This window comes from Vreelandella arcis (assembly GCF_900103865.1).
Classification (GTDB): Bacteria; Pseudomonadota; Gammaproteobacteria; order Pseudomonadales; family Halomonadaceae; genus Vreelandella; species Vreelandella arcis.
In genome coordinates, this window is the sequence record NZ_FNII01000006.1 from 236,935 (window position 1) to 250,796 (window position 13,862).

A 13,862-nucleotide genomic window follows, 5' to 3' on the forward strand; every position below is an offset into this window, starting at 1 on the left:
CTCAATGGGGCATTATTCGCCACTGCTCTAGCCATTGAGGTATTTCAAGTGCCGGCATAGGGCGGGCAATGCCATACCCTTGGGCAAGATAACACCCTAGGGCGAGCAACGCGCTGGCATGGGCCATGGTTTCAACCCCCTCGGCAAGCACCGGGCGTGAGAACTTCTTGGCTAGAAAGACAATACTTTCGACAATCGCCCGGTCGTCCTGGCTTTCGAGCATATCGCGCACAAAATCGCGGTCAACCTTGATCAGCTGTACGGGTAAGCGACGAAAATACGCCAGCGACGAATAGCCTGTACCAAAGTCGTCGAGGGCGACGTCAATACCCAACGCTTGGCAGGCGGAGAGCACCGTCAGCGCGGCCTGCATGTCATCTAAGGTGGCCGATTCCAAAATTTCCAGCGATAACCGATTCGGCTCAATGTGTGGGTAGGCGTTAAGCAAGCTCTGCAGCTGGGGTAAGAAACCCGGGTGCAATAAGTGCCTAGGGCTAATATTCACGCTGACTCTCATTTGAATCGATTGCTGTTGCCATAGAGTCTGCTGTTTTAGTGCCGCTTCAATAACCCATTCGCCAAGGTCATATTCCAGATCAGTGCCCTCAATCAACGGCAAGAAGTCAGCCGGCGAAAGTAAGCCTTTTTCTGGATGCTGCCAGCGGATGAGCGCTTCGACACCAATCACGCGGTGGGATTTCAGGTTTACCTGAGGCTGATAAAAAAGTTGAAACTCATCGTGGGCTAGCCCATGACGTATGGCCTTACGCTTCATCAGTTTGCTACGCGTTGACTGCTCTTCGTCCGGGTTATAAACCGCATGCTGGGAATGCCCCAGCGTTTTTGCCTGGTACAGCGCTTGGTAGGCGTGCCGGATAAGTGTGTCAGAATCACTGTTGTCGAGAGGGTAGCTGGTCGTACCTACACAGGTGGTTAGCTTGATAGGCTGCCCAGCAAGATAAAGCGTTTCTTGAATGCGTTGTTGTAGGCTGGACGCGGTAATCGCTGAGTGAGTGACGACAGCGAACTCATCGCCGCTTAAACGGCCGCTGAAACCCTCTTCGTTGGTTAATTGCGCCAATCGTTGCGCCACGCTTACCAACAGCTTGTTGCCTGCGTGATAACCGAGTAATTCATTAAGTCGCTTAAAGTCGTCCAGGTTTAACACATGAATGTTGATGGGCTTATCGCCTGTCACCCCTTGGATGTACAGCGCTAGTTTTTCTTTGGTTAAGCGTTGATTGGCAAGCCCGGTGAGCTCATCAATATTGGCTGCTTTATAAAGGGCTTCTTCATGGGCTTTGGTATCGCTGATATCCGACTGGATGGCAATAAATCCTTGGTGCCCGTTATCGCCACCCGGTAACGGATTGCCGCTAATATGCACCCAATAAGGTGAACCATCACGTCGATAATTGAGCAACTCTTCTTCAAAGCTGTGTTTTAGTTGAAGTGCCTGGGTAATGCGCGCGATGGTGGCCGGGTCGGTTTTCGGCCCATGTAATAGCTCACCGGGTGTTTTGCCTTGCGCATCTTCCAGTTTGTAGCCACTTGAGCGAGTAAAACCTTCATTGACCCATTCAATTCGCCCCTGGGCATCGGTGATCACTACGCCGTTACTGGTTTTTTTCGCCACCATGGAAAGGCGAGCGATCGCGGTTTGATCCTCCCGTTGCTGGCGGTTGATACGCAGGTTGTTGATTAACTGGCCGATACTCCCCAGCAGCGGGGCTAGAAAATCCACCAGCACTCTGTCGTAGCCGTTGGGACGATTTGCCAGGCCAATCATGGCAATGCATTGACCGTGTAAATGAATCGGCACCCCCAAGAAGGCTGCTAACTGGGGGTGGCCGGGCGGTAGCCCACCGCGCCGCGGGTCTAGGGCGGGCTGATTGGCAATCACGACTTCTTCGTACCGCATTACATAGCCAAACAATGTGTTCAGGTTGCTAAACATCATGCCATTGGGCGCATTTTGCTCATAAAACCGGCGTGATTCATCATCCCAGGTAATGTCGGTAATGGCGTGGGCCACTAAGTAAGGGGCTTGCTGCTCATCTTTCAAGACTTCGCCAATAAAGCCGTACTCGCTGTCGGTCAGGGTTAACAAATCATCGAGCAAGTGTTTGAGCGCGAACGTGTTGTCACGCTCGTCAATAAAGCTTGATTGAGCGCGCATAATGGCGCGCTCCAGGGCCTGTTGCTTTAATAGCTGGCTTTCGATGCGTTTGCGGGGTGTTACGTCAATCATGGTGCCAATCAACTGCGCAACGTGGCCGTTAATCAACACCGGTTGGCCGGTGATGCGTACCCAGCGCTGAAGCCCTTGGGGGGTAACTAACTGGAAGATGTCGTTGAATGCCCGTCGATGCTCAACGGCTGATTTCAGCGCCTTAATTAAACGCTGTTTGTCAGCGTCGACGTAAACGTTTAACCGACGGAACATATCGCTATCGGCGTCTTTGCTAATGCCGTAGAGCTGGTTAATGACGTCGTTGTAGTGCGTGACCCGGCTAGGAATGTCCATTTCCCAAACCCCGATGCCGGCTTGGCGGGTGGCATGCTGCTCGCGCGAGGTTAAGTGTTGTTCAAACTGCAGTACCACGTTGTTACCGAGCTGCGTTAATAATTCACGTTGAGACGAGGTTAATTGGCGCGGCGTCGTGTCCATCACGCAGAGCGACCCAATCGCGTGACCGTTGGCTGTGATTAAAGGCACGCCAGCGTAAAAACGGATACCAGGCGGTTGGACGACGAGGGGTAAGTTTTCGAAACGGCTGTCTTGTTGCGCATCGCTGACTTCAACAAGTGATGAGCAGGCAATGGTGTGGGTACTGAAAGAGTGCTCGCGCGGGGTAGAGCTCGCTGTATCGCCGTAGCGGCTTTTACACCAGGTGTGCTCTTCGTCAACCAGGGTGATTAATGCGATAGGGACGTGGCAATGCGTGGCGGCCAAGCGGGTAATGCGATCAAGTTCGGGATTCGCGGTGCGGTCACCTAGCGTATACCGTTTTAGCGTAAAAAGGCGTTGCGCTTCATTGTGGTTTCCGGCGGGCGTTACCATGGGCAACCTATGTTTATGTGCGCTTTCAGCGATATTCTCTCTTATGCGGCATCGCTGTCCAGCCAGTCGACAAATCTCTGTCAACGGTAGAACATAACAAGGTGCTGATTTAAAAGTCTGAATACATGAAAAGAGATTGTTGACCGTGAGCCTATTTGAGCTGTTTACCCGGACGCTTGATATCACCCTGCCTGTCTTTGCGATGGTGTTTGTTGGCCTGGGTCTAAAGCGGCTTGGCTGGATTGATAGAGCCTTCGTCTCGACCGCGTCTGCCTTGGTTTTCAAGGCGACCTTGCCCACGCTGATTTTCTTGAGCTTGATCAAAGCCGACCTGGCCGTGGCGCTGGATGTGCCAATGTTGGTGTTTTTTGCCTTGGCGACCCTTTGCCAATGTGCTTTGAGTTGGGGGTGGGCCAGTTGGCGAGTTAAGCGGGAGGAACGCGGTGTTTACGTGCAGGGCTCGTTTCGCGGTAATTGTGGTGTCGTCGGGCTCGCGTTGGCAGCGGGCATGTACGGTAATTATGGGCTTTCGGCGGGGAGTATATTACTGGGCGTCGTCATTGTGACCTATAACGTGCTCTCGGTGGTGGTGCTCGCTATGTACCAGCCTGGCCAAGCCACCGATTGGCGAAGCCTGCTGGGTAAAATGTTCACTAACCCGTTGATTATCTCCGTCTTGGCGGCTTTGCCGTTTACCGCTTTGTCGATATCACTGCCCGGTTGGCTGGTCACCTCGGGGGATTATTTCGCATCGCTTACGCTGCCGCTGGCGCTTATCTGTATCGGGGCGACACTGTCGTTAAGAAGTCTGCGCGAAAGTCAGCAGGTGGCGATGGGTGCCAGCGTGATGAAGATGGTCATCCTACCCGTGCTGTCGACGGTTGCCGCCTGGTTGGTAGGCTTTTCAGGCCGTGAGCTGGGCTTGCTGTTTCTGTTTTTTGCCAGCCCCACCGCGGCCGCGAGTTTTGTCATGGTTAAAGCGATTGGCGGCAATGTGGCACTGGCAGCCAATATCATTGCCATCACCACACTGATGGCCAGCGTCACGGTCACCGTGGGGATCTTTACCCTGCGACTGCTGGGCTGGATATAACGCATCGCCTTGGCCTGCGCTGCCGCAGAGGTTATACTGCCGCCCCTCATAAGTCCCTGTAGCTCAGCAGGATAGAGCAGCCGCCTCCTAAGCGGCAGGTCGCAGGTTCAAATCCTGCCAGGGACGCCAAAGAAATCATCATCTTACATTTATTTTTTGAATCTATATTTCTATATTCTTCGCTTGAACCCCTAGTGGAACCCCTAGCCAGAAAATCTATACTGACTGTTATTTGCTAATATGGTTATTAGTATTGGTTTTAGAAGGAATCACCTCGGCACTAGCAGTTTTTCTTCCAGGTCACTCTTTCTGAATTGGATCCCGAAATTTGGACAGGTGCATCAGCTCTGATTCATCATCTCCAGAAGGAGGAGAATCATGGGCAAGAAACGCAAACAGTACAGCGCATCGTTCAAGTCCAAAGTCGCCCTGGCCGCCCTCAAAGGTGACGAGACCACCTCCGATATTGCTGCCCGCTTCCAGATCCAGCTCACCATGGTCAGCACCTGGAAGCGTGAACTGCTGGAGAACGCTCCTGAGCTTTTCGAGGGCAAGAAGAAGACCGCCAAACAGACCGACGAGCGCCCAGCGCCGGTGAACTCTTAGGGAGATTCTGCATGAAAAATCACGTTTTTCTAACTGCCAAATACTGTCTCCTCAAGCAAGCCGAAGGCGGTGCATGTGTTTACAGAATTATGTCGTAAGAATGGCATGAGCAGTGCGACCTTCTAGAAGTGGCTAGCTAAATTCGGTGGCATGGATGCCGCCCATTATGGCGAAGAAAGCGAGCAGCCAACCTGGGGAGACACCGCTGACAACGTTGGTCACTATCGCTAAGAAACGCTGGCGAATTGAGCGTGACTATCAGGAACTCAATTAGGCGTTCGGGTTGGATCATTATGAGGGCTGCAACTGGCGAGGCTTTCACCATTACGCTAGCCTCAGCATCGTGGTGTATGGCTTCTTGGTCGCTGAACGGTTACTTTGTCAATATAAAAAATCTCACTGTCTCCGGCACCTCCTCTACCCGAAGGGCAACGGTCTCCTGGTCGTGCAACGCACTCAGCAACATGTGGGTGATTCCATCACAACGTTACGCTGGGATCGAGTCAATAGCTGACATTTCACAGACAACGATCCCCCTCAGGCACAGGTGGCTTAGTCACTATCTCCGAGATCCAAGCGACTGTGGCTGGCTCGGCACGTGATACTGGTTGGTACTAAAGTTAGAAATGTTGCAACATTTCAGCATGCGAGCGGAGGTATTATGAGTGATTTGGCGCAGTTTTTAATTGGTGTCTCACCGATTCTGTTTATTATGTTCGGGACATTAGTAGCCGCTCATGTGGCTATAAAACGAAAAAATAAACCTCGTCAGTGACTGGTATAAAGTTAATAGTAAAGCTTGAAAAATTGTCTCAAATCAGGCGTCTGTATATTGTAATATATGTTGAAGTCTATGGCCTTCTAGGCATTCAGGCGTCGGCCCAAGCAAGCTCAGGCTCTACAGCAGGGCTGGTTGTCGATGCTATGCCATGTCCCAGCAGCTCGTTGCATGAATTTCCTTCCACGACCAACATCCGTCCGTTATCAATACCGCCGAACGCACGCTGCATGGCCGAGCACATGCGCTTGATACCTCTGTCAGACTTGATTCGCCTGACGACCTTAGAGCCCCATCACATCATCAGGGAGGTCTGCGGCAACCCACCTCTGCTGTGATCTCTTCGTCCATCTTGAGTCCAGCGATCTTGAGATGACTGTCGGTGCCGGCCGCCACGAGACTCCAGTATTAGGCCTCCGGCACCTCCAAGGGGAGTGGGTGAACTTTTACTGATCCCTAGGCTGGTGATAGAGCACATTCGGTTGAGGTAAGGTCTGCCAGGTTGATAGAGCCTCCTCGGGGGGTGCTTTTTTCTTCAAAACCGCCAATAAGAGGACTGACAAAACTGACAGAACCCTATTTTGTCAGTTTTGTCAGCTTGTTGACTGGAGCATTTCCGAGTTTTCCTAACCAGCGGTTCACAACTGTTCCTCCACCGGCGCAATACTAGTATGCCAATAAAAGACAAGCTTGGGACGTCCCGTTTCGGCAGGCACTGATAAGCCATGAATGTATAGGTGCTCCACAAGCACATCAATGGCGTCTTTCACATCTTCCACTCGTGTCAAGCCTGACCATTGTTTGCGATGAACATCACGAACAGTAAAAGGGTTCGGCAGTTTGTCACGACGTTTGTGGATCAATAGTGCACCTGTGACGTGGCTGTTGATAACTGCGCTATATAATCTCTCTGCGTGGCTGCGCAAGAAATCTGCCCATGCCAGCGCGCGGCATGTTGAGTCGTAACCGACCTCACCGTGCTCTCCTTCGATCAGTACGAACAGCAACGCCAGAGCACAAACAGTCTTGGGCATTTTTAAAAGATGTGACTCCATTACAGGCAACAGATCCCCGCTTCTAGCCTCGACATGCAGTTTCTGCATCCATTTAATGAACTCAGACTGAGCTTGGTCGCTAAATTGCCAGCTTGGTGACTCACCATCTGCGGTCTCAAAGGTCATGGCGTGTAGGGCATAGAACGACTGGCGATACTGCTCCTTAGCTTGTTTCGAAGGTGCTCGATCTATCCATTTCCATTGCTTCGGTGGATCCGGCCACACAGCCAGTTGAAACCTCTGGATCAGACCGTCATCGTCACTGCCATTGGTCACCCCTTGTACCAAGGGGGCGATCTTCGACGGCTGTATACCTCCAATAATTGAAAGTGTGCAGCTTTCGATAATTATGGTGCCGCGCCCAATACGGTCATATGTGTAACGCCCGTCGCCATTAAAACATTCAAGGTAGAACGCTCTGTCGCTGGCATGCTCCTGCTGTTGCATCTTAGCCAGCCAGCCGGAAAGCTCGTCTCGAAACAATAAAAGACCGTTAGGGTTTTCGTTGAGACGCTCACCCAGGGCTTCCACAGTTGCATCATTCACTATGAGGCGGGGTGAGGATATGGAAACCTCTTCTATCTGTGCAAGCTGAGCCAGTTCAGCGTGAGCGCCGTCACGGTTGCCTTCATTAGCTTTCTTCTGGGCGCGCTGCTTTGCCGCCTTGCGCTCCATTTCTATGATTTCGGCAGCAATGGCGTGCTGAGTGAGTATGGCTTCGTGCTCCTTTCGTAATTCCTTCTCAATATCGTCCAGGGGAAATCGCATCGCCTTTAGAGCTGGGCTCTTCATTGAAGACGGTCCCCCGACTAGTGCGCCCCACATGTTTGGCGTGACAGTCCAGTCGTCGTAACGTTTGGGACGCATCAATACTTTGTGGCCCAGTATTCCAGAAAGGCTAACAAGTGCCACGACAGCGCAGTATTCTGGAGCTGCCTGCAGGCGGTGCGCCACATCCATAACATATCCGCGAATTGCATCTGGCAGCATCGCCGGGTTGAAAGGCTCCACGGGTGGAAGGCTTGTTGGTAGCTTTTTGGGTGGCTCAACTGACTCCCTGGTGTCGTGCAGTTGAGTGAGTACGGAAGTCATATTGCAGACTCCCTGCTTTTTTCACAGTTGGCTAGGTCATTGAAATCTGAGCAAGCGCATTCCTCACATGGAAAACGCGGCCAGCAAATATTAGCACCAATGGACTCAGCAGCCTGCCGACCATAGGTTAGGCCAGGATTGCCGCAAGTCTGTCTATCGTTGTCCGCGGCGATGATAATGCTGATGTGTGTAGCTAGTTTCCTGCGCAACGTACAGGCCATGACCGGTAAATTGTTAGCCGTCATCGCGGCTACAACCGGACAGCCGCTCGCCTCATGAATCGTGGCGGCAGTTGCCCATCCTTCAGTTAAATAGACATGACTCGCGCCAGTTAAACTACCGACCATTGAAGCAGCGCCTTTAATCATCCCCCACTTCATGAAGCGCTTTGTACCGTCTGGATAGATCCGTTGTAGATTCACAATCCTTCCATTTGAATACAGTGGTACGAGAAGCGTATTGCCTTCCTGACATAGGTTGTGGGGTTGAACTCCTTTCTTCAATAAATAGGGGTGGTCGGGGGCAGCTGCTGAGGCGCTAGTCCAAGAAGTATTTGCTTGATTAGCGGTTTGACCCTGCTCGTGCCGGCGCACGTCTTCACGCTCACGCTTTACTTTCTCATCAGTCTTGCGGGCGTGCGCGGCGGCGATTGGATCATGTCCGCCGGCCAGGGTCACTAAATGCTGCTCTCCAGTATGCCAAAAGCCAAACACGGCCACCTCAGGCGTGGGGCAGACGTACCAGCCGGCCAGGTTGCCCCGGCGCTTGTCCGGAGCATCGAAGCGATAAATCTTTCCATCGGCAAAAATGCTGTTCAGGTTTACACCCCTCGAAAGGAGTTCTTCCTGCAAGGCAGAAGTGATTGTGCTAAATTTTCTTAACATGTCGTTAGTCCTTGTTTAATCCTGACAACATGTTGCTGCTAGCTAGGCTCAGGAGGTTGCGCCTAAGTGCGCAAAAACTCTATTTAGGCATGTTGACTAAAGAATCGGTCGTATTTACCTTCCAATGCCGACCTATGCCGGTCAATGCGGTTGTCTGCCCCGGAACACCTCTATATATTGGTAGCTATCTAATATGAGGCATCGCTTGCGAGCCCTCAGCTCTTGAGCCGTGTAATTGCAAATGAGAATTTGACGCATGAGTGAACTCAACGACCGGTGGTTGTCAGTCGATGAAATCGGCAAGCACTTAGGTATTAGCAATGACACCGTGTACCGCTGGATAGATAAGCATTCGATGCCTGCCCATCGCATGGGGCGCTTTTGGAAGTTTAAAAAGGCAGAGGTGGACGATTGGGTCAAAGCGGGTGGTGCTGCCGAGATGCCAAGCAAAGGCGAGCGTGCCGAATGAATCAAGACAGGTATCGCATTTCCTTTACTTCTGGCAGCTTGTATCACCGTGAATCGGTGACGCTGGTCGGGCTATACCTATCAGTTCAAGACTGGGATGGGGTACGTGATCAAGCATTGAGCAGTAACCTGCTTCAGACTAGAACAGAAAGTACAGCGAAGCGGACCTGTAGAGAGGCTATCGCACGATTGAAAACGCTGAGAGATGCTGAGTTAACTTTCTTATCCAATGCTAATCACCAGGACCAAGCACATATTCTTTGGGTTGCGGTATGTCGCCTGTACCGATTTGTGGCTGATTTTGCGGTAGAAGTGGTGCGAGAACGCTATATATCGATGAAACTCGATCTGAGCTTCGAGGACTTTGATGCCTTCTATAATCGCAAGTCGGAATGGCATGACGAGCTTGACAAAGCCAGTGCATCGACGCGAGACAAACTACGGCAAGTCTCGTTCAGAATGCTTCGCGAGGCGGGGCTACTCAGTAAAGACAATACCATTAATACCGTCCTGCTCAGCCCCGGCCTCACTGATTTGATTCTTCATAACAATCCGGATGAGTTTCGGTACTTTCCCGTCTTCGATTCCGATTTCAGGGGGATGTCACTTTGAGTAAAGACATTGCCAGAATGTCGATGCAGGACCGGTTTCAGCACCTTTACAGCGTAATCTCGGGGCAGCGCTTCCTGGATAAACGAGGGCTCGGCAACGAAGTGCCATTTTTCATCTGTCCCTTCAAAGCAGAAGAGGCGACGGAGATGGAGCGCCTTCAAAGTCAGTTGGTTAACCGCCTGGAACAGACAGGTCTCAAGGTTCTAAGCATTAACTTGTATGACCTCTCCGTTGAGATTCTCAAAGAAAGAGAGGTTTGGAACCGAATACTTGAGCTTGAGCCGACGGTTTCAAAAGACCAGCTGAAAGAGCTGTTACAAGGGGTTCTCGATCCCGAAGCGCATCTTGTACCAGCCATCGCCTCGAAGCTACAAGCCGCCGAGCTCGACGTACTGTTCCTTTCGGGAGTGGGAGAGGTCTTTCCCTACATCCGTTCTCACAACGTGCTTAACAACTTGCAAAGTACGGCGAAAGATAAGCCGACGGTGTTGTTTTTTCCAGGATCGTACACCCATTCTCTGGAAACGGGAGCGTCACTGGACTTGTTTGGCAGGCTGCATGATGACAAGTACTACCGTGCGTTCAATATCTTTCATTACGAAGCCTGAGCGGACGTAAAAAATCTAGGGAACTGCAATGACATTGAAAGATATTTTTCTAAAAAAAGTCGACCGCCCGATCGAAGGCGTTATCAAAGCCGACGATGAGGCCAGCCTTCGCCTCGAAATTGACGAATACGTGCTTACAAATGAAGTCGAAAAGCGCCTTGAAGACTTTCTTGATGCCTACAACAACTACGAAGGTGCAAATGGCGTCTGGGTCTCCGGCTTCTTCGGGTCAGGTAAGTCCCACTTGCTCAAAATGTTGGCTCTGTTGCTTGAAAACAGGGAACTGGATGGAACTTCAACCCTCGATCGCTTCCTTCCGAAGTGCAACGAGAATGAGATCCTACGGGCTGGCCTGAAGCGTGCAGTTTCCATTCCCTCCAAGAGCATCCTGTTCAACATTGACCAGAAAGCCGATGTCATCAGCAAGACCCAGATTGATGCGTTGCTGGCTGTATTCGTCAAAGTCTTTGACGAAATGTGCGGGTACTACGGCAAACAAGGGCACATCGCCCAGTTCGAACGAGACCTGGATAGCCGTGGTTTGTACCCGCAGTTCAAAGCCGAATATGAAAACGTGGCCGGGCGATCCTGGCAGAAAGGTCGGGAGCAGGCACTCTTAGAAGGGCCGAATATCGCCAAAGCTTACGCTGCTGCCACTGGCGCCGACCAACAATCAGCAATGGGCATCCTAGATAAATACCGGAGCGAATACCGGGTCTCCATCGAGGATTTTGCGGACAATGTTAACGATTATATTGAGAAGCAAGTGGCCGAAGGCGAGTATCAAGAGTTCCGCCTTAACTTCTTCGTGGACGAGGTAGGGCAGTACATTGCTGACAACATCAAGCTGATGACCAACCTGCAAACCATTGCTGAAAGTCTGGCCACAAAGTGCCGAGGCCGCGCCTGGATCGTTGTCACCGCCCAGGAAGAAATGAAAAACGTTGTCGGTGAACTGGGCAAACAGCAAGGCAACGACTTCTCAAAGATCCAGGCGCGTTTTAACAACCGAATGAAGCTGTCCAGTGCGGACGTGGCCGAGGTGATCCAGAAGCGTCTGCTGACTAAGACCGAAGGCGGTGTTAACCAGCTATCGGACGTATACCACGAGCAGTCCAACAACTTCAAAACCCTGTTCGATTTTGCGGATGGTTCAGCCACCTACCGTAACTTTCGCGATCGGGATCACTTCATCCATAGCTATCCGTTTGTGCCTTATCAGTTCGCACTGTTTCAGTCCGCAATTCAGAATTTGTCCGAGCATAGTGCATTTGAAGGCAAACACAGCTCAGTGGGCGAACGCTCCATGCTGGGTGTGTTTCAGCAAGTGGCCATCCACATCGGCGACCACGAAGTAGGCGAGTTAGCGACTTTCGACCTGATGTTCGAAGGCATTCGGTCTGCTCTGAAGTCACAAATACAGCGCGCCATTATCCAAGCCGAAAATCACTTGGACGGCCCGTTCGCGATTCGGTTGCTGAAAGCCTTGTTCCTGGTGAAATACGTCAAAGAGTTCAAGCCAACCGTCCGTAACTTATGTGTGCTCATGCTGAACGCTTTCAATCAGGATCTGCCAGGTCTCCGGAAGAAAATCGAAGAGGCGCTGAGCCTGCTAGAGCAGCAAACCTACATTCAGCGAAATGGTGACCAATACGAGTATCTGACAGACGAAGAGAAAGACGTCGAACAGGAAATAAAAAATACGGAAGTCGAGTCCACCGACATCGCCGATGAGCTTGAAAAAATCATCTTCGACTACGTCATCAAACAGCGCAAGATCCGCTATGATGCGGGCTCCTCTCAGAATCAGGGTCACGACTATACCTATTCGCGCAAGCTAGATGATCGACTACATGGTCGTGAATATGAGCTGGCCATTAATGTCATTAGCCCATTCCACGAGCACGCAGACAATGAGCAGATGCTCCGTACCGCTTCCACATATAAAGCGGATGAACTCTTTGTACTAATGCCCTCTGATGAGCGTTTGGTGCGAGACCTGTTGATGCTCAAGCGCACGGAAAAATACATTAAGCAGAACATCTCCGTGACTCAACAGGAGTCCGTTAAACGGATTCTGAACGACAAAGGCTTCCAGAACCGCGAACGTGAAGCCAGGCTCCGACAGCAGGTTCAGGCATTCCTCGGCAAGTCAACACTCCTGATCGGTGGCGCGGATGTGGAGGTAACGAACGAAGACCCTCAAACCCGCATTATTCGCGGCTTCCATGAGTTGATTGCACGTTCCTATCCCAACCTTCGCATGCTGCGAGGTATTTCCTACTCGGAAAACGATATTGGCAACTGCCTGAAACGGGCAGAAGATGGCTTGTTTGGCAACGATACGACAGCCCTTGCTGAATCAGAACAGGAAGTACTGGCGGTCATTCAGAGCAATAATCGTGGCGGTGTTCGCACTACCTTAAAAGGCCTGCTAGAAAAATTTGAGCGTAAGCCATATGGTTGGTACTACGCCGCCATTCTTTGCACCCTGGCTAACCTGTGTGCGCGCGGTAAAGTAGAAGTTCGCCTCGACGGCAACATCCTCGAAGACGCCGGGATCGAACGGGCACTTCGCAATACCCATGGGCATAGCAATCTTGTCCTGGAGCCTCAAATTGAGTTTACCGCGTCTCAGGTGCGGACCCTCAAGGCGTTCTATGAAGACTTTTTCGACGGCCCGCCCCATAGCAGTGAGGCTAAAGCGCTGGGTAAAGAAACCGGCGAGGCTTTCCAAGAAATGCTCCACCAGCTCAATCCCCTTGCTGCCCAGGCTGTCCAGTACCCGTTTATAAGTGCTTTGAATCCAGCAATGGAAATGCTGAAAGATTTAGCTGGAAAGCCTTACACCTGGCATCTAACCGAACTGCGTAAGCATGAAGATGAACTGCTGGAGCTGAAAGAAGAAGCCATTGACCCCATTCGCAAATTCATGAGCGGATCACAGAAAGACATCTACAATCAAGCTCGGTCTCTTCTTCAAACCCAAGAGCCTAATTTCATCTATGTGCCTGGAGATGAAATTGAGCAGATTCGTTCAATTCTCAATGACCCGAAGTGCTACAAAGGCAACCGCATCCAGCAACTCAAGGGACTACTGGACAGCCTGAAAGAGCGCATTGATATAAAGGTTAACCAAACGCGCTCTAGAGCGATTGCATCCTTGAACACCATGCAAAAGCGCATGCAAAGTATGGATGAATACCAGTCGTTGCCGGAACCCCGTCGGGCAGAGCTGGATAAGCCTTTTCAAAACCTAGTCGAGCACCTCGGTCAGCAACAGCTTATCGCTGTCATCAATGACCGCCTGCGTTTTTTCGAAGAGGAGGGCTACCAAAAAATTCTGGCAAGGATGGTAGACCTGACTAAGCCCAAATCCGAGCTTTCAGCGGACCCAGAGCCGCCCCCGGGATCGGATGGCGGCAACAAGCAGAACCAAATCAAGGAGCCATCCACCGATTACGTACATTCGCGCAACCTTCAGGTTCTTTACGACAAAGCCTGGTTGGCTGATGAAAACGATGTTGAATGTTACTTAGCCTCGCTGCGTGAAGCCCTGCTGCAAGAAATTCGGCAAGGCCACAAGGTGCAAATTTAAGGGA

The 13,862-nt window shown here is 51.4% G+C and carries 9 protein-coding genes, 1 tRNA gene and 1 pseudogene; 8 read left to right on the forward strand and 3 right to left on the reverse strand.

The window, feature by feature from the left end; translation table 11 throughout:
• Nucleotide 1: 1 nt before the first annotated feature.
• Nucleotides 2–3,064, reverse strand: coding sequence for a sensor domain-containing phosphodiesterase (locus tag BLR97_RS09335; protein ID WP_089705372.1), 3,063 nt, complete (start codon nt 3,062–3,064; stop codon nt 2–4).
• Between the two features lie 145 nt (nt 3,065–3,209).
• Here BLR97_RS09335 and BLR97_RS09340 point away from each other — a divergent pair, with 145 nt between their 5' ends.
• From BLR97_RS09340 to BLR97_RS19935, 4 genes and pseudogenes are all read left to right on the forward strand, one after another.
• A complete protein-coding gene (locus BLR97_RS09340; RefSeq protein ID WP_089705375.1) occupies nt 3,210–4,157 on the forward strand; it encodes an AEC family transporter in 948 nt (315 codons plus the stop codon).
• 52 nt (nt 4,158–4,209) lie between these two features.
• Nucleotides 4,210–4,286 (forward strand) — tRNA-Arg (locus BLR97_RS09345).
• 249 nt (nt 4,287–4,535) lie between these two features.
• A complete protein-coding gene (locus BLR97_RS09350) occupies nt 4,536–4,763 on the forward strand; it encodes a transposase (RefSeq protein WP_089705378.1) in 228 nt (75 codons plus the stop codon).
• Nucleotides 4,764–4,944: 181 nt separating this feature from the next.
• Nucleotides 4,945–5,139: pseudogene (locus BLR97_RS19935) on the forward strand (IS701 family transposase); the annotation flags it as partial.
• A gap of 1,040 nt (nt 5,140–6,179) precedes the next feature.
• On the opposite strand, the gene BLR97_RS09355 reads toward BLR97_RS19935, so the two are convergent.
• Both BLR97_RS09355 and BLR97_RS09360 read right to left on the reverse strand, forming a co-directional pair.
• Nucleotides 6,180–7,688 carry a YfjI family protein gene (locus BLR97_RS09355; RefSeq protein ID WP_089705381.1) on the reverse strand — a complete coding sequence of 503 codons (1,509 nt, stop codon included), beginning with the start codon at nt 7,686–7,688 and terminating at the stop codon, nt 6,180–6,182.
• Nucleotides 7,685–8,572, reverse strand: coding sequence for a toprim domain-containing protein (locus tag BLR97_RS09360; RefSeq protein ID WP_089705384.1), 888 nt, complete (start codon nt 8,570–8,572; stop codon nt 7,685–7,687). The genes BLR97_RS09355 and BLR97_RS09360 overlap by 4 nt, the downstream gene beginning before the upstream one ends.
• Nucleotides 8,573–8,828: 256 nt before the next feature.
• Between BLR97_RS09360 and BLR97_RS09365 the strand changes: the two genes are divergently transcribed.
• From BLR97_RS09365 to brxC, 4 genes are read left to right on the forward strand one after another with little or no spacing between them, the layout of a single operon-like run.
• Nucleotides 8,829–9,041: a helix-turn-helix domain-containing protein gene (locus BLR97_RS09365; RefSeq protein ID WP_089705388.1), complete on the forward strand. Its 213-nt coding sequence runs from the start codon at nt 8,829–8,831 to the stop codon at nt 9,039–9,041.
• A complete protein-coding gene (locus tag BLR97_RS09370; protein WP_089705391.1) occupies nt 9,038–9,652 on the forward strand; it encodes a DUF1819 family protein in 615 nt (204 codons plus the stop codon). Before BLR97_RS09365 ends, BLR97_RS09370 begins: the two co-directional genes overlap by 4 nt.
• Nucleotides 9,649–10,260 (forward strand): DUF1788 domain-containing protein, encoded by a 612-nt coding sequence (locus tag BLR97_RS09375; protein WP_244511269.1) that lies wholly within the window; start codon nt 9,649–9,651, stop codon nt 10,258–10,260. Before BLR97_RS09370 ends, BLR97_RS09375 begins: the two co-directional genes overlap by 4 nt.
• 28 nt (nt 10,261–10,288) lie before the next feature.
• Nucleotides 10,289–13,858, forward strand: coding sequence for a BREX system P-loop protein BrxC (brxC, locus tag BLR97_RS09380; RefSeq protein WP_089705394.1), 3,570 nt, complete (start codon nt 10,289–10,291; stop codon nt 13,856–13,858).
• Nucleotides 13,859–13,862: the final 4 nt, after the last annotated feature.

Coding starts and splice junctions, on each gene's coding strand:
- BLR97_RS09335 (WP_089705372.1), bottom strand. CDS start 3,064: ATGGTAACGCCCGCCGGAAACCACAATGAAGCGCAACGCCTTTTTACG.
- BLR97_RS09350 (WP_089705378.1), top strand. CDS start 4,536: ATGGGCAAGAAACGCAAACAGTACAGCGCATCGTTCAAGTCCAAAGTC.
- BLR97_RS09355 (WP_089705381.1), bottom strand. CDS start 7,688: ATGACTTCCGTACTCACTCAACTGCACGACACCAGGGAGTCAGTTGAG.
- BLR97_RS09360 (WP_089705384.1), bottom strand. CDS start 8,572: ATGTTAAGAAAATTTAGCACAATCACTTCTGCCTTGCAGGAAGAACTC.
- BLR97_RS09365 (WP_089705388.1), top strand. CDS start 8,829: ATGAGTGAACTCAACGACCGGTGGTTGTCAGTCGATGAAATCGGCAAG.
- BLR97_RS09370 (WP_089705391.1), top strand. CDS start 9,038: ATGAATCAAGACAGGTATCGCATTTCCTTTACTTCTGGCAGCTTGTAT.
- brxC (WP_089705394.1), top strand. CDS start 10,289: ATGACATTGAAAGATATTTTTCTAAAAAAAGTCGACCGCCCGATCGAA.